At 60.9% G+C, this 18,869-nt stretch carries 15 protein-coding genes and 1 pseudogene; 8 read left to right on the top strand and 8 right to left on the bottom strand.

The window, feature by feature from the left end; translation table 11 throughout:
* Nucleotides 1-152 precede the first annotated feature (152 nt).
* From ACSHZY_RS16860 to ACSHZY_RS16850, 3 genes are read right to left on the bottom strand one after another with little or no spacing between them, the layout of a single operon-like run.
* A complete protein-coding gene (locus tag ACSHZY_RS16860; RefSeq protein WP_435171119.1) occupies nt 153-611 on the bottom strand; it encodes a hypothetical protein in 459 nt (152 codons plus the stop codon).
* A gap of 56 nt (nt 612-667) precedes the next feature.
* The gene (locus tag ACSHZY_RS16855; protein ID WP_435171118.1) at nt 668-3,814 is read right to left on the bottom strand and encodes an efflux RND transporter permease subunit; all 3,147 of its coding nucleotides are present in this window, start codon (nt 3,812-3,814) and stop codon (nt 668-670) included.
* Between the two features lie 3 nt (nt 3,815-3,817).
* Entirely contained in the window at nt 3,818-4,954 is a 1,137-nt protein-coding gene (locus ACSHZY_RS16850) for an efflux RND transporter periplasmic adaptor subunit (RefSeq protein WP_435171115.1), read from the bottom strand.
* A 93-nt stretch (nt 4,955-5,047) separates the two neighbouring features.
* On the opposite strand from ACSHZY_RS16850, the gene ACSHZY_RS16845 reads away from it, so the two are divergent.
* Nucleotides 5,048-5,311, top strand: a complete 264-nt coding sequence (locus ACSHZY_RS16845) for a hypothetical protein (protein WP_435171114.1) — start codon at nt 5,048-5,050, stop codon at nt 5,309-5,311.
* On the opposite strand, the gene ACSHZY_RS16840 is transcribed toward ACSHZY_RS16845, so the two are convergent.
* Both ACSHZY_RS16840 and ACSHZY_RS16835 read right to left on the bottom strand, forming a co-directional pair.
* Nucleotides 5,289-5,627, bottom strand: coding sequence for a TetR family transcriptional regulator (locus ACSHZY_RS16840; protein ID WP_435171112.1), 339 nt, complete (start codon nt 5,625-5,627; stop codon nt 5,289-5,291). The genes ACSHZY_RS16845 and ACSHZY_RS16840 overlap by 23 nt on opposite strands.
* 117 nt (nt 5,628-5,744) lie before the next feature.
* Nucleotides 5,745-6,380, bottom strand: a complete 636-nt coding sequence (locus ACSHZY_RS16835; RefSeq protein WP_435171110.1) for a TetR/AcrR family transcriptional regulator — start codon at nt 6,378-6,380, stop codon at nt 5,745-5,747.
* Between the two features lie 264 nt (nt 6,381-6,644).
* Between ACSHZY_RS16835 and ACSHZY_RS16830 the strand changes: the two genes are divergently transcribed.
* From ACSHZY_RS16830 to ACSHZY_RS16810, 5 genes are all read left to right on the top strand, one after another.
* Nucleotides 6,645-7,622 (top strand): efflux RND transporter periplasmic adaptor subunit, encoded by a 978-nt coding sequence (locus ACSHZY_RS16830; RefSeq protein WP_435171109.1) that lies wholly within the window; start codon nt 6,645-6,647, stop codon nt 7,620-7,622.
* Complete coding sequence (locus ACSHZY_RS16825) at nt 7,619-8,677, top strand: efflux RND transporter periplasmic adaptor subunit (protein WP_435171107.1); 1,059 nt, start codon at nt 7,619-7,621, stop codon at nt 8,675-8,677. Before ACSHZY_RS16830 ends, ACSHZY_RS16825 begins: the two co-directional genes overlap by 4 nt.
* The gene (locus ACSHZY_RS16820; protein ID WP_435171105.1) at nt 8,677-11,748 is read left to right on the top strand and encodes an efflux RND transporter permease subunit; all 3,072 of its coding nucleotides are present in this window, start codon (nt 8,677-8,679) and stop codon (nt 11,746-11,748) included. Before ACSHZY_RS16825 ends, ACSHZY_RS16820 begins: the two co-directional genes overlap by 1 nt.
* 80 nt (nt 11,749-11,828) lie before the next feature.
* Entirely contained in the window at nt 11,829-12,926 is a 1,098-nt protein-coding gene (locus tag ACSHZY_RS16815; protein ID WP_435171103.1) for an alpha/beta hydrolase, read from the top strand.
* Between the two features lie 3 nt (nt 12,927-12,929).
* Entirely contained in the window at nt 12,930-13,946 is a 1,017-nt protein-coding gene (locus ACSHZY_RS16810; RefSeq protein WP_435171102.1) for an Lnb N-terminal periplasmic domain-containing protein, read from the top strand.
* 274 nt (nt 13,947-14,220) lie between these two features.
* On the opposite strand, the pseudogene ACSHZY_RS16805 reads toward ACSHZY_RS16810, so the two are convergent.
* Together ACSHZY_RS16805 and ACSHZY_RS16800 are read right to left on the bottom strand one after the other, a co-directional pair.
* Nucleotides 14,221-14,965: pseudogene (locus ACSHZY_RS16805) on the bottom strand (IS5 family transposase).
* 129 nt (nt 14,966-15,094) lie between these two features.
* Complete coding sequence (locus ACSHZY_RS16800; protein WP_435171100.1) at nt 15,095-15,988, bottom strand: LysR family transcriptional regulator ArgP; 894 nt, start codon at nt 15,986-15,988, stop codon at nt 15,095-15,097.
* 89 nt (nt 15,989-16,077) lie between these two features.
* Between ACSHZY_RS16800 and ACSHZY_RS16795 the strand changes: the two genes are divergently transcribed.
* Entirely contained in the window at nt 16,078-16,689 is a 612-nt protein-coding gene (locus tag ACSHZY_RS16795) for a LysE/ArgO family amino acid transporter (RefSeq protein WP_435171097.1), read from the top strand.
* Between the two features lie 668 nt (nt 16,690-17,357).
* The gene (locus tag ACSHZY_RS16790; RefSeq protein ID WP_435171122.1) at nt 17,358-17,807 is read left to right on the top strand and encodes a hypothetical protein; all 450 of its coding nucleotides are present in this window, start codon (nt 17,358-17,360) and stop codon (nt 17,805-17,807) included.
* 132 nt (nt 17,808-17,939) lie between these two features.
* Here the strand turns inward: ACSHZY_RS16790 and ACSHZY_RS16785 are convergent, their stop codons facing one another.
* Nucleotides 17,940-18,860, bottom strand: coding sequence for a DMT family transporter (locus ACSHZY_RS16785; RefSeq protein ID WP_435171094.1), 921 nt, complete (start codon nt 18,858-18,860; stop codon nt 17,940-17,942).
* Nucleotides 18,861-18,869: the final 9 nt, after the last annotated feature.

The raw sequence follows: 18,869 nt of genomic DNA, 5'->3' as shown, positions 1-18,869 counted from the left end.
CAGACGTGCCATCTGCTCATCCGTCAGCCAGAAAGGATCGCTCATGTCACCGCTCCGCTTTCGGAGCCGTGAATCACACAGCGCAACGCAAATCAATGCATCATGACCCTAGATCTGACCCACGCCTGAGAAGTCTCCGGTTTATATACCATCTAAACGCATATATCACGGCCCGATATGGCGCCTTCAACACCTTCAAGTTGCTGCGAATTGAAAGATGGTAATGAAAAGCCCATAAGAGAGAGGATGAAATATCCTTCATCAATGCAGAACTTCAGGCGATCATGTCGACCAGCGTCGGTATTCGGATCCATCGTTGCCAGCTTCGTCTCATACCAATCTTGGACCAACTTCCTCTCTACCGGTGGTTTAAGAAGGATGAGAGAAAATGCGACGCGTCGACGGTCAGCGTCGGATGTATCGGCTGTCAGCGCAGCAGCGCAGACAGCATCTATCATCCTCTCGCGTGTCTTGAATACGACCTGAACACGAGACTTGGTCGTATTGGCAGCGAGGGCGATGCTGTCAAACGTCAACGACATAGCGCCCCGGTCCTTAACGACGGTGATGGCCGCTTCGATCAATATGTCACGATCGATTAGAGCGCTCATTCCCACCTCCTTCTCAGATGCCCCCTCCGGCGAGCCGGAGGGAGTTCTGCAGAAGATCATCCTTCCAACGTCGCCGGTGCCGCGTTCATCTTCCGGCCTCGCCTAGAAAGCCGGTTGATCAACACGAAGAAAATCGGAACGAAAATCAGCGTCAGGGTCGTGCCGACGATGGTACCCATAAACGTAGCATAGCCGATCGCCTGTCGTGCCCCCGAACCCGCACCCGTGGACAGCACGAGTGGCACGACCCCCAGCCCGAATGCGAGAGAGGTCATGAGGATGGGGCGGAAGCGGAGGCGCAATGCCTCGCGAGCCGCATCCACGGCGCTCTCGCCCAGCGTCTGCATGCGTTCACGTGCGAACTCCACGATCAGGATACCGTTCTTGCCGGTCAGGCCGATTACGGTCAGCAGACCCACCTGGAAATACACGCCGTTGGATTGCCCCCCGATCAAGGCGCCCAAAAGGGCCCCCAAGGCACCCACTGGCATCGCGAGGATCACTGCCAGCGGGATGGACCAACTTTCGTAAAGCGCGGCAAGGCACAGGAACACCGCTGTCAACGCCAGTGCGTACAGCATCATCGCGCCCGATCCGGAATCTTTCTCCTCCAACGACATGCCCGTCCATTGCAGGCTGAAGCCGGAAGGCAACTGGGTTGCTAGCTTCTCCATCTCGGCAAGAGCTTCCCCGGAGGTATGGCCGGCGGCGGGACTTCCCTCCAGCGCCATGGCGGGCAAGGCGTTGTAGCGCGTCACCTGCTGTGGGCCGAATACCCATTCCTGCGTGGAGAAGGTGGAGAAATCCACAAAATCTCCGTTGCTGTTCTGAACCCGCCATTGCGAAAGATCCTCCGGGCCCGACCGCGCTGCCGGTTCGCCTTGCACCCAGACCTGTTTGATGCGGCCTTCGTAGATGAAGTCGTTGACATAGCTGCCCGACCAGATCGTGGACATGAAGTTGCCCACGGAATCTGCAGTCACCCCTACTGCACCGGCTTTGGCCCAATCGATGTTCAGCCGAAACTGAGCCGCATCCTCGACCCCGCTCGGACGCACTGCCGTGAGGATCGGGCTTTGGGCCGCCATCCCGAGCAATTGATTCCGCGCGTTCAGCAGATCCTCGTGGGTTTGACCTGCCGACGCTTGCAGGTAGGCCGTGAAACCATTGGAATTGCCAAGTTCCGTCACCGGAGGCGGCACGATGGGAATTACAATCCCTTCGCGGATGCCACCCATGAGCGGCCCGAAAGCCCGCGCCGCGATGCTCTGGGCGGTATTCTCGTCACCCTCGCGCTGTTCCCAGTCCTTCAGCTTGACGAACATCATCGCCATGTTCTGGCCCTGTCCCGCGAAGGAGAACCCGCTGACGGAAAAGATCGAGTCCACGTTCGCGGCTTCGGCGTTCTGGTAGTATTGCTCGACCTTGCGGATGACCTTGGTCGTCTGCTCAGCCGTGGTTCCCGATGGCGTCTGGATGATCGTGATGAGCGAGCCCTGATCTTCGTCCGGCAGGAACGAGGTTGGAGTGCGTTGATAGAGCACGATCATGGACGCAAGGATGACGGCGAAGATGATCATCATACGCAGCGGCCGGGTGATCAAACCACCAACGATACCTGTGAAGCCTCCGGTCACACGACCGAAGCGATCGTCGAACCAGACACCGAAGCGTGCAAGTAGTCCCTTGCGGCCGTCCTTCACTGGCGGCTTGAGCAGGGTGGCGCATAAGGCGGGCGTGAATATCAGCGCCACCATGACCGAGATGGCCATCGCCGAGACGATCGTCACCGCGAACTGCTTGTACATCTCCCCTGTGGATCCGCCGAAAAAGGCCATCGGAACGAACACAGCCGAGATGACGAGCCCGATGCCGACCAGCGCACCCGATATCTCTCCCATGGATTTGCGCGTGGCTTCCACTGGGCCGATATGTTCCTCGTGCATGATGCGCTCGACGTTTTCGACAACGACGATCGCATCGTCGACAAGCAGGCCGATCGCCAGCACCATGGCCAGCATGGTCAGCGTGTTGATGGTGAAACCTAGGGCCGCGATGACGCCGAGCGTGCCCAGAAGCACGACCGGAACCGCAAGCGTGGGGATCAGAGTTGCACGGATGTTGTGAAGGAACAGCAGCATCACGAAGAACACGAGGACGATGGCCTCTATGAGCGTATGCAGGACCGCCTCGATCGACAAAGACACGAAGGGAGTGGTGTCGTAGGGAACGACATAGCTCACGCCCGCAGGAAGGTTGGCACTCAACTCTTCCGTCTTTGCCTTGACCAATTCGGCCGTGTCCAGAGCGTTGGCTCCCGACGCGAGCTGGACCGCCAGGCCGCTGGCCGGCTTGCCGTTCATGAAGCTGGAAATTTCGTAGTTTTCGCTGCCCAGCTCGGCCCGAGCGACGTCGCGCAGCAGAACAAGGCCGCCATCAGTGTCGGCCCGCAGGACGATACTCTCGAAATCCTCAGGCGTCTTCAGCAAGGATTGGGCCGTGATGGTGGCGTTCAGCAACTGGCCCGCCGGCGCGGGGGCCGCACCGAAGCTGCCTGCGGAAATCTGTGCATTCTGCCCTTGGATCGCGGCGATCACCGCGTCCGGCGACAGGTCGTAATATTTCAGCTTCTGTGGATCCAGCCAGATGCGCATGGCGTATTCCGATCCGAAGACCTGCACCTTGCCGACACCCGCCAGCCGTGAAATGGGTTCCACCATGTAGGAGTTGAGGTAATCCGCCAGATCGACCGCCGTCCGTGATCCGTCGTCGGACACAAGCGCCACGACCATCAGGAAACCGACCGCGGATTTCTCCACCGTCACGCCCTGACGCGTCACTGCCGACGGAAGACCTGCCTCGGCTTGAGACAACTTGTTCTGGACCTGAACCTGCGCAATGTCGGGGTCAGTCCCGATCTGGAAGGTCAGAGTGATCGTCGCACTGCCGGTCGAGGTCGTGTCGGAGTCGATGTAGCGAAGGCCGTCAAGCCCTGTCATTTCCTTTTCGATGATCTGGACCACGGTGTCCGCGACGGTTTCCGCCGACGCTCCCGGATAGCGAGCCCCGATGACGATCGAAGGCCCCGCGATGGAGGGGTATTGCGAGATGGGCAGGCGCATGATCGACAGAGCGCCAATACCCATGATGATGATCGCGATGACCCATGCGAAGATGGGCCGGTCGATGAAGAAACGTGCCATGGATCAGTTGCCCTCGCCACCGGCCGCCGGCTGGGTGGGGGCCACCACCTCCACCGCAGCACCCGGCGCCGCTTTCTGGAAGCCGGACGTCACCACCGCGTCCCCCGCCTTCAGGCCGGAGGTGGTGATCCACTTCCCGTCGTCCGAGGTCAAGATGGTCAGCGGCCGCACGGCCACCTTGCCGTCTTCCACGACCCAAGCGCTGGCATTGCCCTGCGCGTCCCGCATCACAGCATCCTGCGGAACGGGGATCGCGTTCGGAGCCTTGGTCTGCGGCAGTTCCACCTCGACGTAAAGGCCGGGAAGAAGGGTCATGTCAGGATTGGGAAAGGTGATGCGGAGCGTGACCATCCCCGTGGTCGCCTCGACCTGGGGTTCGGCGGCCGTCAGCAGACCCTTCTCGGCGTAGGTTTCGCCATTGGGCAGGATCATCGACGCGACAGTCGAACGGATCTTATCCCGGCTTTCGGCGGAACTGTTCCACTTGAGCAGGTCAGCCGCCGACTGGGTCACGTCGACATAAACCGGATCAAGGGTCCGAATGATGGTGAGGATCGTCGTCTGCCCCGCACCGACCAGTGACCCGCTGGTGGCTTGGGATAGTCCGATAACTCCGGTGACGGGCGCACGGACAGTCGTGCGCTCCAGATCGATCTCCGCGCTTTTGAGCTGCGCTTGCGCGGCTTGGAGGGAGGCGGCGGCCGCGTCGCGGTTGGCGAGAGAAGTGTCCAGATTCGCTTGGGACCCAGTCTTGCTCGAAAAGAGGTTCTGCGCCCGGGTGGCGTCCACGACGGCCAGGTCGTAGTTGGCTCTGGCCTGCGCGACCGACGCCTGCGACGCTTGCACCTGCGCCGCGTATACTTCGTCCTCGATCTTGTAGAGGGGCTGCCCCGCCTGCACGATACTGCCTTCTTCGAAAAGCCGTTCGCGGATGATGCCCGACACCTGCGGTCGAACCTCTGCAACTGTGGAGGCTTTGATCCGGCCGGGAAGGCGGGCGGAAAGGACGAAATCCACCGGCGTGGCTGACATCGTGGTGACAGTAGGAGCCGGCTGGTCCTGCCCAAGGGCGGGCAGGCTTCCGGCAAGGCAGGCCGTCATCAGACCGAGCGCGGCGCCTTTCAAAGCAACTGGGGACATGGTCTTATCTTTCGAATGAGAGGAAACTGGAAGTACTGCAAAGATTCATCGACGTGGCTCGTCCATGCATGGACCGGCCCGAAGAAGACGAAGATGAAAGCGGAGGATCTTTCCGCCCATCGTTGCTGCCGGAAAGGCTTTGCCGGAGCGCAACCATTCGCTGATCAGACCGTTCATGGTGATAATCACAGGCAGCGACGCCTCTTCGGACGGGGAATCATTGGGCAAAACACCTTTGCTCGGTCCCTGCCCGGCAAGCCTAAGCAGAATGCCAAAAATTCACGGTTCGCGGCCTGCAACCACGCGTCGTTTGCCGCACCCAGCAAGTTACTGGTCATGATGCTGACCGTCCTCTGACTGCTGAGGTGCTGTTCGACATGGAGCAGTATCTCCGTACCCGCGTCCATGAGAAGCAACAGCGCATCGTCCGTGGACGGGCTGTTCGCCGCGGCGACGTGATACGGACTTGGGGAGGTTTGGAACGTTCCGGCAAAGCTGGAAGCAATTCAGATTTGTCCTTGAAATGCCAGTAGAAGGTCCCGCGCGTCACCCCCGCCGCATTGAAAACGCACTCAAGGGTTGTGGCGGAGCCGTCTCGTTCGCTGAAAACCTGCTCTTTGGTCGGGGGGATCGCAGAGCGTGCCGGTTCTGCATCTTCCTTCGTTCTACGCATGATTCACCCCCGTAAAGGCCCCATATACAAATATACATACGTGTATGTATACGGCAATCTTCAGCTTGCTACGCATTTCGCAGGCCTGCCCTCCGGGAAGCCAGGCGACCCCGTTGCTTATTCAAAAAGAGGGCGCAGAACCGGCTGAAGGACGGCCAGAATACGATCCACTCTCTGCCGTATGTTCTCTTGTGACGGGGGTGCGGAATGGCCCATGGCCACCATGAAGAACTCGTGTCCCAAAAGGCCCCCAACAAGAAAATCGACCAGATGATCCACCGCCCACTCGTCTGAATGCGCTGGCATCAATCGGCTGAGGATCCCGACGAGAGTGGTGTGCCCGTGGCGAACACTTTCTTCAAAGAAGATCGCCCCTAGTTCTGGCGACAGGGGGCTTTCGGATAGGACAAGACGCAGCAAGGCGATGTGGCGGGGCGAGAGGATGAAGGACGCCATGGCTTCCAGAACCGCCCGCAGCGATGCCTCGCCGTCCAGATCACTTTCCACTGAAACGCCAAAGTGAGGGAACTCTTGGATTGTGGCTCCTACGACCTCCGCGAAAAGCTGCTCCTTCGTTGCAAACACTTGGTAGACAGTTTTCTTCGACATTCCGCAGGCAGCGACAATGTCATTCATACTCGTAGCGGCATATTCTTTGGCCAGAAAGGCCGCTTCCGCTGCCGCCAAGATCCGGCTGCGGCGCTCTGCAGGTTCCAGCACCAAGGGTCGGCCGCGGGGGGCAGCAATGTCCATGGAAAATTCCCGGCTTGACTTAGGAAACTTTTGGGTTCCTTTAACATCGGCACTTGTGTGCCATTGGCAAGAGCAGACTACTTATTCAACCAAGACGCGGAATTCTGGTGCGAGGGTCGTATGATCCGAATCCAGATTGCAAAGGGGATCACGATGATAGCATCGAGCAAGATGTGCGGCGCGTGCCTCATTGCCGTTCTGGCGTTGTCTGGATGCCGGGAGAAGGAACAGGACGCCCCCCAAGCGACCCGGGCCCTTCAACTTGTGACTGCGCAACCCCGTCCGTTCGGGGAAGTGGTCACGCTGACCGGTTCGCTTGAGGCGCGGGTGGAAAGCAACCTGTCCTTCCGCACGGACGGAGAGATCGTGGAACGTCTCGTAGATACGGGCGACCGGGTGAAGAAAGGCGATCTTTTGGCTCGTCTCAACCAGCAGGTCCAAGCCGCCGAAGTGGAATCGGCGCAGGCGCAGGTGGCCTTGGCGAACGCGCGGATCAGCCAGACCTCCGCCGCGTTCACGCGCGCTCAGGCCCTTCTGGAACGCAATGCCGGTTCACAAAGCGACTTCGATGAAGCCGAACAGGATGTGAAGGTGGCCCGCGCCGACGCCTTGGCGGCGGAAGCCCAACTGGCCAGCGCCCGGGAGTCCTTGTCCTATACCGAGTTGCGGGCCGACTCCGACGGCATCATCGTCTCCCGCCAGCGGGACGTGGGTGAGGTCGCGGCGGCGGCGGCGACGATCTTCACGCTGGCCCATGACGGACCACGCGATGCCGTGTTCAACGTGTCAGAGAGCCTTCTGTTCGTGGACCAGACCCCACCAACGGTGAAGGTGCGCCTTGCCAGCGATTCCTCCGTTTCCGCCGAAGGTCCGATCCGGCAGATTTCGCCCGTGGTGGACGCCGAAACGGGCACCGTGCGCATCGAAATCGGCTTGGAAACCGTGCCGGAGGGCATGAATCTTGGCGCCGTGGTGACCGGAACCGCCACCCTCCCCCCGATTGACGTTTTCGAGGTTCCGGTGGCATCGCTGACCTCCAACAAGGGCCGCCCTGCCGTCTGGGTCGTCGATCCGGCCACAGATCAGCTGGAAGCGCGGACGATCGAGGTGTTTTCCTACAGCGATGATGCCATCATCGCCCGGGAAGGGCTGCGGGCCGGCGACCGGGTGGTGGTCCAAGGGACCAAGCTTCTTCGCGAGAGGCAGAAAATAGTGTTCGACAAGAAGGAGGGGGCGGAATGAGATGGCTTCATCTTGCGGCCGCGGGATTCCTGGCATTGGCACCGGCGAACCTCCTTTGGGCGCAGTCTTCGACACGTCCCGTCAAGACGATCGCCGTGCAACCCTTCGGGGACCAGCCAAGCATGTACTCCGGCACCGTCGAATCGCAGCTCAGCATCGATTACGGCTTCCAGATCCAAGGACGCCTGATCGATCGCGAGGTGGATGTCGGGGATGAGGTGGAGGCCGGCCAGGTTCTGGCCCGAATCGAATCCGCCGTGCAGGAGCAGGAGGTCCGCTCGGCCCAAGCAGCACTGATCGGAGCACAGGCCTCGCTGGCCAATGCGACCACCACAGAGGGCCGTCAGCGTGCGCTGCTTTCGGCCAACGCGGTCGCACGGTCGCGTGTGGAAGAGGCGGAGCTCTCTTTGCAATCAGCCCGATCGTCCGTCCGTCAGTCCGAAGCCTCGTTGGATCAGGCGCGACGGCAGCTCGATTATACACAACTCGTCGCCCGCTTTTCCGGGGCGGTCACGGCCGTGGGGGCTGAACCGGGGCAAGTCGTCTCGGCGGGCGATTCGGTGGTGACAGTCGCGCAGACCGGTGCCCGCGATGCCGTGGTGGATATCCCCGAAGCCGCGGCTTCCCTTCTGCGGATCGGCGTGGCCTTTCCCGTCCATCTCGCTTTGTCGCCCGACCTTCAAGTGAAGGGCACAGTGCGCGAAATCGGGCCGCTCGCCGATCGGGTCACGCGCACCCGGCGCGTGAAGCTGGCCATTCCGGACGCCCCCCCCAGCTATCGCCTCGGCTCCATCATCAGCGTGGCGCTGCCGGGCGGCGATACGGAAACGCTGGCGCTGCCGGCCGCGGCCGTATTGCAACGGGACGGCCAAACCTTCGTCTGGGTGCTGAAAGACGGACAGGACGTTCCTGAATTGCGGCCCGTCACCGTGCGCCAGACGCCGGATGGACAATGGTCCGTTGCCGAAGGATTGCAGGCCGGCGAACAGGTCATCGCCGCCGGAGTCAACAGCATCAAAGACGGACAGCACGTTCGCGTCCAGGGAGCATCTTAGTGAAATCCTTCAACCTGTCCGAATGGGCATTGGGCCACCGCTCCCTGCTGTGGTATTTCATGATCATCTTCTCGATCGCGGGCTTCTTCTCGTACCTGAACCTTGGCCGCGAGGAAGATCCCGCCTTCACCATCCGCACCATGATCATATCCGCGCAGTGGCCGGGCGCCACGGTGGACGACACGATGGAGCAGGTGACGGAGCGGATCGAGCGCAAGATCGAGGAACTTCCCGAGCTTGACTATACCCGAAGCATAACACTGCCGGGGCAGTCGACCATCCTTGTCAACCTGCTTGAGACGACGCCTGCCGACAGCGTCCCCGCAACCTGGACCCGCGTTCGCAACCTTGTCCGCGACATCCAAGGCGAGCTTCCCGACGGCGTGGTGGGGCCGGCCTTCAATGACGATTTCGGCGATGTCTACGGCAACATCTACGCCTTCACCTCGGATGGCTTTTCCCGCCGCGAACTGCGCGACTTCGTGGAGGACGCCCGCGGCAAGGTCCTCGGAGTGGAGAACATCGGCAAGGTCGATATCCTTGGCGCGGAGAACGAGGTCATCTATCTTGAATTTTCGCCACGTCGCCTGGCCGCCTACGGGATCGACCAGCAGGCCGTGATCGAGGCGCTCCAGCAGCAGAATGCTGTAACGCCATCGGGGGTGATCCAGACCGAAAGGGAGCGGATCAGCGTGCGCGTCAGCGGCCAGTTCTCGTCCGAGGAAAGTTTGCGCAACCTCAACCTGCGCGTGGACAACCGCTTCTTCCGGCTGAGCGATGTGGCTGACATTCGCCGCGGCTATACCGACCCGCCGGACTCGCTGTTCCGATACAACGGCGAGCCGGCCATCGGGCTTGCCATCGGCATGAAGCCCGGTGCCAACCTGATGAAGTTCGGCGAAGCCCTGCACGAGGAGATGGACCGCATCACCGCCGAGATGCCCGTGGGCGTCGGCATCCATCTTGTGTCGGATCAGCCGCTGGTGGTCGAGGAAGCCGTGTCCGGTTTCGTGCATGCCCTGGTGGAAGCGGTGGCCATCGTGCTGGCCGTCAGCTTCATCAGCCTTGGCTTGCGCGCCGGGCTGGTTGTGGCGATCTCCATCCCGCTCGTGCTGGCGATGACCTTCCTGGTGATGGAATATCTCGGTATCTCGTTGCAGCGCATTTCGCTGGGCGCCCTGATCATCGCCTTGGGCCTTCTGGTCGACGACGCCATGATCGCCGTGGAGATGATGGTGTCCAGGCTCGAAGCGGGCGATTCCCTGCCCGTGGCCGCCACCTCGGTCTGGACCGCCACGGCCTTTCCAATGCTGACGGGGACGCTGGTCACTGTGGCCGGCTTCATTCCCGTAGGCCTCAATTCCAGTTCTGCAGGTGAATTCACGTTCACGCTGTTTGTCGTCATCGCGACCGCCCTCATCCTGTCCTGGATCGTGGCTGTGCTGTTCACGCCGCTGATTGGCGTGATCGCCCTGCCCAAGAAGATGAAGAACACGCACGAGACGAAGGGCCGTTTCGCCCGTCTGTTCGCGCGGGTCCTGGGATTCTGCATGCGTCACCGGTGGCTGACGATCGGGACGACCGTGGCGGCCTTCGCCCTGTCGATGTTTGGAATGCAGTTCGTCCAGCAACAGTTCTTTCCCTCCTCGGACCGGACCGAACTGATCGTCGACTGGAGCCTGCCTCAGAACGCTTCCATTTACCGCACTTCGGCCGAGATGGCCCAATTCGAGAAGGAGCAGCTGGAAGGAAATCCCGACGTCGTGCGCTGGTCCAGCTATATCGGTCAGGGCGCACCGCGCTTCATCCTGTCACTGGATGTGCAGATCGCCACGCCTGCCTTCGGGCAGACCGTGATCGTCACCAAGGATCTTGAAGCGCGTGACCGGGTGCTGACCCGGTTCCGGGACTATCTGCTCAGGACCTTCCCCGACACCGACGCCTATGTGAAACTTCTGGACATCGGTCCGCCCGTAGGACGCCCTGTCGCATATCGTGTCAGCGGACCCGAGGTCCAGACCGTGCGTGAACTGTCCGAAAGTCTGGGCAACATCATTGGCACCAATCCCGATCTCGGCGAGGTGGTGTTCGACTGGAACGAGCCAGCCCGCGTGGTTAAGGTGGAGGTTCTGCAGGACCGCGCAAGGCAGTTGGGCGTGTCGTCGGAAACCATTGCCTCCACCATCAACAGCATCGTGGGCGGACAGACCGTGACGGAGGTAAGGGACGACATCTACCTGATCGACATCGTTGGACGGGCCATCGCCGCAGAGCGGGGATCCATTGACACCCTGCGCAACCTTCAGATCCTGACCGAAAGCGGTTCATCCGTCCCGCTTTCAGCCATGGCGACCTTCCATTACGAAGTGGAACAGCCGGTGATCTGGACACGGTCGCGCCTTCCGACCATCACCGTTCGGGCGGGCATCGACACCGACCTGCAACCTGCGACGGTGGTGAAGGAACTGACGCCTGCGGTGGACAAGTTCATCTCGGAACTGCCGGCCGGCTATAAGATCGAGATCGGCGGTTCGGTTGAGGAGAGCGGCAAGGGTCAGGCCCCAATCATCGCGGTTGTCCCTCTCATGCTGTTCGCGATGGCGACGATCCTGATGATCCAGCTGCAAAGCTTCAGCCGGTTGTTCCTCGTGTTCGCGGTGGCGCCGCTAGCCCTGATCGGGGTGGTGGCGGCCCTTCTACCCAGTGGCGCGCCGATGGGCTTCGTGGCCATTCTTGGGGTGCTGGCGCTGATCGGAATCCTCATAAGGAACTCTGTCATCCTGATCGACCAGATCGAGAAGCTGAGGCGCAGCGGGGTGGAAGCATGGCAGGCCGTCTTTGAAGCGACGGAACACCGGATGCGCCCGATCCTGCTGACCGCGGCGGCGGCCAGTCTGGCCCTGATCCCCATCGCCCGGCAAGTGTTCTGGGGCCCGATGGCGTTCGCGATGATGGGCGGGATCATCGTGGGCACGGTGCTGACGCTCCTCTTTCTGCCGGCCCTCTATGTGGCGTGCTTCCGAATCCATCCACCGGCCGGCACTTCAGGGCCCGACCGTCCGCACCACTGACGCAATCCGACGCTTCGGATGAGCCGACCGCCCGGCCAATCGGGCGGACCGGCCGTTTGCACATCGTCTTCTGGAATTCCATGCGCAATTTCCTTCTTTTTCACCTTCTCCCAGTGCTTCTTGCGGCAGGCTGTGCAGAGCGGCCGCAATCGGCAACCCTGTGGCCCGTGGCAGATCCACCGGCGGCGGGTAAGCAGTTGGAGCTGTTCGTCGCCACCACGCGAACGCCAGCACCGATGGCCGCGGACGGCTTCACCGACGGGCGCGCGCCAGCTCCCAGCTATGCCGAATTCACGCTGTCGCTGCCGCCGAACCACGTTCCTGGCACGATCGAATGGCCTGAAAAGGGGCATCCCGATCCCCGGACAGATTTTGCGGTTACGCGGCACCTGAAGCTGGACAAGAGCACGTTTGTCGACAGGATCGAGCGCGATGCGTCCAAGGAGACCATCGTCTTCGTGCATGGATTCAACTACAGCTTCCAGGAAACGCTGTTCCGGTTCGGGCAGCTCGTCTCCGATTCCGGGCTTGGGGGATCGGCTGTGCTCTTCTCATGGCCGTCCTCGGCCTCGGGGTACGGCAACGACAAGGAGGCGGCGACCTATTCCCGCGATGCCCTGGCCGATCTGTTGACAGAACTGGCACAACAGTCGGGCAAAGAGCCGATAACGGTATTCGGTCACTCCATGGGTGGCTGGCTGGTCATGGAAGCGCTGCGGCAGATGCGTATCGCGGGAAAGGATGAAGCGCTGTCGCGGCTGGCGGTCGTGCTGGCTGCACCCGACATCGACGTGAACGTGTTCCGGGCACAGATCTCCGTCATCGGGCCCATGAAAATTCCGTTGACCGTCTTGGTGTCTTCCGACGACCGGGCGCTACGCGCGTCTTCGGCCATCGCAGGCCGCCATCCCCGCCTCGGGTCCGTTGCGTTGGACGATCCGCTTGTGCAGGCGACAGCGGCAGAGAACAACGTCACGATGATCGACATCTCCTCCGTCTCCGCCACGAGCGGGATGAACCATGACCGGTACATCGAACTGGTGTCCTCTTATCCCGCTTTGGCGCGGGAAATGCGATCAGAACATCATATGACCCATGCAGGAACTTTCGTTCTGGATGCCGCTGGGGGCCTTCTGACAGCCCCGGTTCGCGCCGTCGAAGCGGCGATCGGAGACTGATCCATGGCCCGGTTGTCCATGATCCTTCTGGTGCTGACATATGTCGCGGTGATGGCCTGGACACTGGCTGCAATCCTATTCCAGACGCATGGGGACGTTTCCCGCTGGGCATTGATCTGCGGCGAAGCAATGGTCGCCGCGTTCATCGTCATGGCCATCCGGAAGAACCTCTGCCTTGGATGGTGCATGTTGCTGGCGACAATAGCCGCGATCGCCGTCATCTGGTCGACCGTTCTTCCCCAGGAGGATCTGGAATGGGCTCCGGATGTCATGCGCAATGTCACGGCGCAGATCGACGGGAACAAGGCTGTCATTCACAATATCCGCGCTTTTGACTGGTTAACGGAAGATGAAGCGGTCCCGCATTGGAAGGACGGGGTCTATCCGCTGGACGGCATCGTGGCGGTTGACCTCTTCACATCTGTCTGGGGCAGTCCGGCCATCGCCCATATCCTTGTCAGCTTTGGTTTCTTGGACGGTCGCCATCTCGTCTTCTCTGCTGAAACCCGCCGTGAGGCTAATGAGCCCTACTCATCCGTTGGCGGGTTCTTCAAGGCCTTTGAACTGGTCCTGATCGCCGCGGAAGAAAATGACATCATAAAGCTGCGCACCAACAGCCGGGGGGAAGACGTTTCCATGTTTCCATTGAAGCTGGGCCCGGAGCAGGCCCGCGCTCTCTTCATTTCCTATCTTGAGCGAGGAAACGGACTGTCGCAAACACCGGAATTCTACAACACCATCAGCGCCAACTGCACCACGGTGGTTTTCCGGCTCGCCCGTCTGCTTGACCCCGGCCTACCGATTGATTGGCGAATCCTCGCCTCCGGTTATCTGCCGTCCTATCTTCATGATCTGGGTGCGTTGAAAACCGACATGTCGCTCGAGGCTGTGCTGTCTGCGGCCCGGATCACCTCTCATGCCCGCGCGGTGCCGGGAGGTGTCGAGTACTCAGCATGGATCCGTACGCGACAAGTGAATCCTGCCGCGGAACGACGGACACGGAATCCTGGAAGCGAATGACCTTTCCGTCAGGTTGTTCCATGCCAGTTGCGGCCCTCCACCTGCTGCGGATTTTTTGAGCAGCGATCGGCGCCATTTCGACAAGAGGATGAAGGGTGACGGAGGCGAACTGGCTGATTATGTAGCAGTACAGGATGGCCGAAATGACTTTTGCCAGCTTGGTTGCTGTGCGACTGTCGTGAGTAGGACGAAACGTCACGTTTGGTGCACTTCGAGATTATGAACGGAATCTACATAGCAAGAGTTTGTGCCTTGGCTCCAGATTCATTGAGTTTCAGAGCCAGAACAAGACGGTGGCTGCGAGAGCAATGGCGGAGAAGAACGTCTCCGGGCCTCGGTCGTAACGGATGGCGACCCGCCGCTAATACTTGAGGCGTCCGAACATGATCTCCATTCGGTTGCGCCGCATGTCGTATTTCCCGGCCGTCTTGCGGGACTTCCGGCCGGGATGCAGACCTTTATTCCCTTGTCTTTTAGCGCATCCCTGATGCCAATCCGCATCATAGCCTCGATCCGCCAAAAGCCAATCCGCCTTCGGCAAACCGCCCAGCAGCGCCGCAGCGCCCGTGCAATCGCTCACCTGTCCGGCCGACATGCAGAACCCGATCGGCCGTCCCCTCGCGTCCGTGACGGCATGCAACTTGGTGTTCATGCCGCCTTTTGTGCAGCCGATCTGGCGATCACGCCCCCCTTTTGACCCGCAGGCTCGAGGCCGTGCGATGCGCCTTCAGATCGGTCGCATCGATCATGATTGCCTTGTGCTCGGCGCTCTCGGAGGCCAGGCCCATCATGATCCGGCCGAAAACCCGGTTGTCGCTCCAGCGGTTCCAACGATTGTAGAGGATCTTGTGCGGGCCATATTCCTTTGGCGCATCGCACCAGCGCAACCCGTTGCGATTGACGAAGATCATGCCGCTGAGCACCCGTCGATCATCGAGGCGCGGCTCGCCATGGCTTTTCGGAAAGAAGGGCTTCAAGCGCTTCATCTGCGCGTCGCTCAGCCAGCAAAGACTGTTCATCGATCAGGTCTCCTCGCGGAGCCTGAATCACGCCAACAGCCTGAAATCAATGGGTCTGAAGCCTAGAGATAGTGGATGACATAATTTCGGGCCTGCATTGATCTGACCGTTGCACCTCAAACATATCGATCAATCCAGCGTCTGCTTCGCCTGCTCGAGGATGGCGCGCGTCAGCGGTGCGATGCTGCTGGCCGCAAGATGGCTGGTCTGCCAGAACAAGGGCACATCCAGCTTGGCTTCCGGCACAAGTTCGACCAAGCGGCCCGATGCGAGATGCTCCTGCACCAGATGTGTGGGGTTCAGGCCCCAGCCCATGCCAGCCAGAGCCGCTTCAACGAAACCATGGGAAGAAGGCAGCCAGTGTGTCGGGAGTGAGACGTGCCGACCTGCATAGCGCCGCACCCATTGCTGCTGTAGGCGATCCTTCTGATTGAAGGTCAATGCCGGCGCCGTCGCAAGGGCTTGCGCCGTGACGCCTTTCGGAAAGTGGCGGCGGACGTAATCGGGGCTGGCCGCAGCACTGTAGCGCAACATGCCGAGCGTCTTGACCTGACAGCCTTGAACCGGCTTGCCGAGGGCGGTCACGGCCGCCATGACGCGCCCTCGCCGAAGCCATTCCGCGGTATGCTCTTCGTCATCAACGGCAATGTCGAGAAGGACGCCGCCGTTCTTTGCAAAGGACGCGATGGCCGGGAGAAACCAGGTCGCCAGACTGTCCGCATTCGTGGCGATGCGCAGGGTGACGGGCACGGCCCTGTTTTGAAGCCGGGCTTGCGGAAAGTGATCGATCAGCCGATCCTCCAGCATTCCGACATGTTCCATATGGCGGCACAGCCATGCGCCCTCGTCGGTCGCGATGCAGGGACTGCCGCGTTCGACAAGGATGACGCCGAGACGGTCTTCCAAGCCCCGAACCCGTTGCGAGACAGCCGACGGCGTGACGCCGAGCGCGGTGGCCGCGGCCTCGAAACTGCCGGTCTGCACGACAAGCATCACCGCCCGGGCTGCGGGATAATCCAGCATTAGCAATCCTAACAGGAGCTTAGTGTCTTTAATTTGGCTAATCCAAAAGGTTCGGCTATCGCAAGACTGAATCCAACGACGGGACGAACATGGACCTAACGACCTTCATCACCGGCATGACGATGGGACTCAGCCTGATCGTCGCTATCGGGGCGCAAAACGCGTTCGTCCTGCGGCAGGGCCTGAAGGGTCAGCATGTCTTCTGGATCTGCCTGACCTGTGCGCTGTCAGACGCGATCCTGATCATGTTGGGGGTCACGAGCTTCGGCAGGATCGCTACATGGCTGCCCTGGGTCGATCCTGTCATGCGTTATGGGGGAGCCGCCTTCCTTGCCTGGTATGGTGCGAAGAGCCTTCGCTCAGCCTTCAGATCCAATGAGATGCTCATGGCGTCCGCCAAGGAGGATCGCACCAGTCTGGCAAGCGCCTTGCTCACCTGTCTGGCCCTCACGTGGCTCAACCCGCACGTCTACCTGGACACCGTGGTGCTTTTGGGCACGATCTCGACGCAATTCGAGGGACAGAAGGCGGCCTTCGCAGCCGGAGCCATGACCGGCTCGTTCCTGTTCTTCTTCGCGTTGGGCTACGGGGCCACACGTTTGCGTCCGGTGTTTGCGCGCCCCTCGGCTTGGCGCATCCTCGAAGGGGGGATTGCATTGGTGATGTGGGGGATCGCGGTCAAGTTGGTGCTGGGATCGTGACGTGCACGCTCAACCGCAGGCCCCGCGAAGCGTCCCGCATATATCAGCTCAATATCAGGGTTCTGAGCGTCTCTGCCGACTAAGCCTGTCGCGCCGCATAACGGATGGAGATAGATCTTGTCGGTGGCGGAGTGGCGTTGCGCAGCGAGGCTTCGGTGATCCTTATGCGCCAAATCTGACGTCCATTGAGATAGCGGCGTCTAGGATGGTCTCGGGAACCCGCGACCTGGTGGGGTCAATATGCGGGTTCGCCGCGGGCACCTGACGTTGACGCCGAAGTGCGCTTATTCGATCGAACCGCGGTCGACCTTCCACGCGTCCTTTCGACTTGCAGACAATGTCCCGCCATATCGACATGACAAAGTCAAAGCTGCCGCCAAGACACCAGTGCGTCAACGACCTCAAAGCAAAAGTGCCGGATGTGGGGCGACCTGCTAAAATAGCGGTATTGCCCGCCATCGGCGGCCAGACTGCGTCTGGCTGTTCCCATACGAACGCCCTGCGAGCCCGGATATGCATGCGCCCAGCCGGCCCTTACGGGCACTTGTGATTCCGACTGTTGATTTTCGCCCGGACGTAACTCCGGTTCAGGGCATGACTGTTATCGAACCGACCCGTGTGATCCTCTCCCCGACGACACGAGTGATGGGGGCCAAAGAGAGATCCACATGCGACTTTTGAATGTCATCCGCCAGATGGCGCTGCGCGAAAAGCTTCCGATCCGCGAGATCACGCGGCGCACCGGTCTGTCGCGCAACACCAATTCACCGCGCGATCTGACGCGAGGAACGCGATCAGGCTGGCGATTTTCGCGGAGGTTGAGGGGGGTGCCTGTCGCGATGCCGCCGATCACGTCCGTGATCATGCGCTTGCTGCTGCAGCGGCATCGCGCTTTTCGTCGGTGCACGCCTGGGCCACTTCCTCTTTTTCAGATCGCAACAGGCTACGCCGCAATGTCCTCGGCTGTCTCGATACCGGTGATCGGCTTTAAGATAATGTGCGGCCGCGCGGGCAGCGGCGCAGCGTTTGCGAAAGGCTCCGCCCCAGAGGCGACAGCCGGAGGCTATGTCCACCGAGCCCAGGCGCATCTTCAAGCCCTACATGCGGTGAGTAGATAAGCTTCCAACGATATGTTCGTATCACACGGGTCCGATGGCATGTTGATCCGCTGCCTGCTCAAATCGCTCGGTTCTGAACGGAGTTATGGCAAGCCCAGCACGAAGTCTATTGGAGGCACCGGACCAAGAGGGTCATAGCGAGCGGTTTGCCGCTACCTTTACTCTGGCAGGGGATGAGGCGAGGCGGCTTTCTCTCCAGAAGGTGAACAGCCCCGCAGCCACGACGAAGGCTGCACCGATCAGCGTGGCCGAGGACGGGAACTGGTTCATAAAGACGATCCCGATGGTGACCGACCAGATCAGCGTCGTGTAGTCGAAAGGAGCCAGCAAGGATGCGTGCGCGTGCTTCAGGCTCAACGTCATCAGGATTTGGGCAAGGCCGCCAAAGATCCCACAACCTACCAGCAAGGCAAGCTGCGTCGGCGTCGGCATCACCCAGCCGAAGGCCGCCGTTGCAAGCCCGATCAGAGTGGTCATCAATGAGAAGTAGAGCACGATGGCCGCCGGATGCTCCTTCCCGTTCAGATGGCGGATCTGCACGGATGACGTGGCAGAACACAGCGCCGCCGTCAGCCCGCAGATGCCGCCGATCAGCATCGCGCGGTCCATGCTGCGCCCCCCGACCTCCAGATACGGCGACAGCATCACCAACACACCGAAAAAGCCCACTGCTACCGCCGACCAGCGATAGAGGCGCACCTTCTCGCCCAGAAGTGTCGCGGCCAGGATCACGGTGAACAAAGGGGCGGCATAGCTGAGGGCCGTCGCATCCGCCAGCGGGATGTAGGCCAGCGCGAGGTAGTTGAAGAACATCCCCCCCGTGCCCGACATCCCGCGCACCAGATGCCCACCCAGGTTCCGCGTCCGTAATGAGGCCAGGATGTTGCCCTGCAGCGTGACCCAGATTACCAGCGGCACCAGCGCCACGAAGGACCGGAAGAACACCACCTCGCCTGTGGGGATCTGGCCATCCAGACCCTTGACGCAGGCCAGCATCAGGGTCGCGCAAAGCGCCGCCAGAAGCTTGAAGGATATGCCGGCCGTCGCGTTCATGATGCTCTC

Source organism: Falsirhodobacter sp. 1013 (genome assembly GCF_051195255.1).
Taxonomy (GTDB): domain Bacteria; phylum Pseudomonadota; class Alphaproteobacteria; order Rhodobacterales; family Rhodobacteraceae; genus Falsirhodobacter.
Note: the sequence above shows the minus strand (reverse complement) of the source record. Positions and strands in the feature narration are given on the sequence as shown.

Excerpts from the sequence above, each read along its gene's own strand:
- ACSHZY_RS16860 (WP_435171119.1), bottom strand. The coding sequence starts at position 611 with ATGAGCGCTCTAATCGATCGTGACATATTGATCGAAGCGGCCATCACC.
- ACSHZY_RS16855 (WP_435171118.1), bottom strand. The coding sequence starts at position 3,814 with ATGGCACGTTTCTTCATCGACCGGCCCATCTTCGCATGGGTCATCGCG.
- ACSHZY_RS16850 (WP_435171115.1), bottom strand. The coding sequence starts at position 4,954 with ATGTCCCCAGTTGCTTTGAAAGGCGCCGCGCTCGGTCTGATGACGGCC.
- ACSHZY_RS16845 (WP_435171114.1), top strand. The coding sequence starts at position 5,048 with ATGAAAGCGGAGGATCTTTCCGCCCATCGTTGCTGCCGGAAAGGCTTT.
- ACSHZY_RS16840 (WP_435171112.1), bottom strand. The coding sequence starts at position 5,627 with ATGCGTAGAACGAAGGAAGATGCAGAACCGGCACGCTCTGCGATCCCC.
- ACSHZY_RS16835 (WP_435171110.1), bottom strand. The coding sequence starts at position 6,380 with ATGGACATTGCTGCCCCCCGCGGCCGACCCTTGGTGCTGGAACCTGCA.
- ACSHZY_RS16825 (WP_435171107.1), top strand. The coding sequence starts at position 7,619 with ATGAGATGGCTTCATCTTGCGGCCGCGGGATTCCTGGCATTGGCACCG.
- ACSHZY_RS16815 (WP_435171103.1), top strand. The coding sequence starts at position 11,829 with ATGCGCAATTTCCTTCTTTTTCACCTTCTCCCAGTGCTTCTTGCGGCA.
- ACSHZY_RS16810 (WP_435171102.1), top strand. The coding sequence starts at position 12,930 with ATGGCCCGGTTGTCCATGATCCTTCTGGTGCTGACATATGTCGCGGTG.
- ACSHZY_RS16800 (WP_435171100.1), bottom strand. The coding sequence starts at position 15,988 with ATGCTGGATTATCCCGCAGCCCGGGCGGTGATGCTTGTCGTGCAGACC.
- ACSHZY_RS16795 (WP_435171097.1), top strand. The coding sequence starts at position 16,078 with ATGGACCTAACGACCTTCATCACCGGCATGACGATGGGACTCAGCCTG.
- ACSHZY_RS16790 (WP_435171122.1), top strand. The coding sequence starts at position 17,358 with ATGCGACTTTTGAATGTCATCCGCCAGATGGCGCTGCGCGAAAAGCTT.
- ACSHZY_RS16785 (WP_435171094.1), bottom strand. The coding sequence starts at position 18,860 with ATGAACGCGACGGCCGGCATATCCTTCAAGCTTCTGGCGGCGCTTTGC.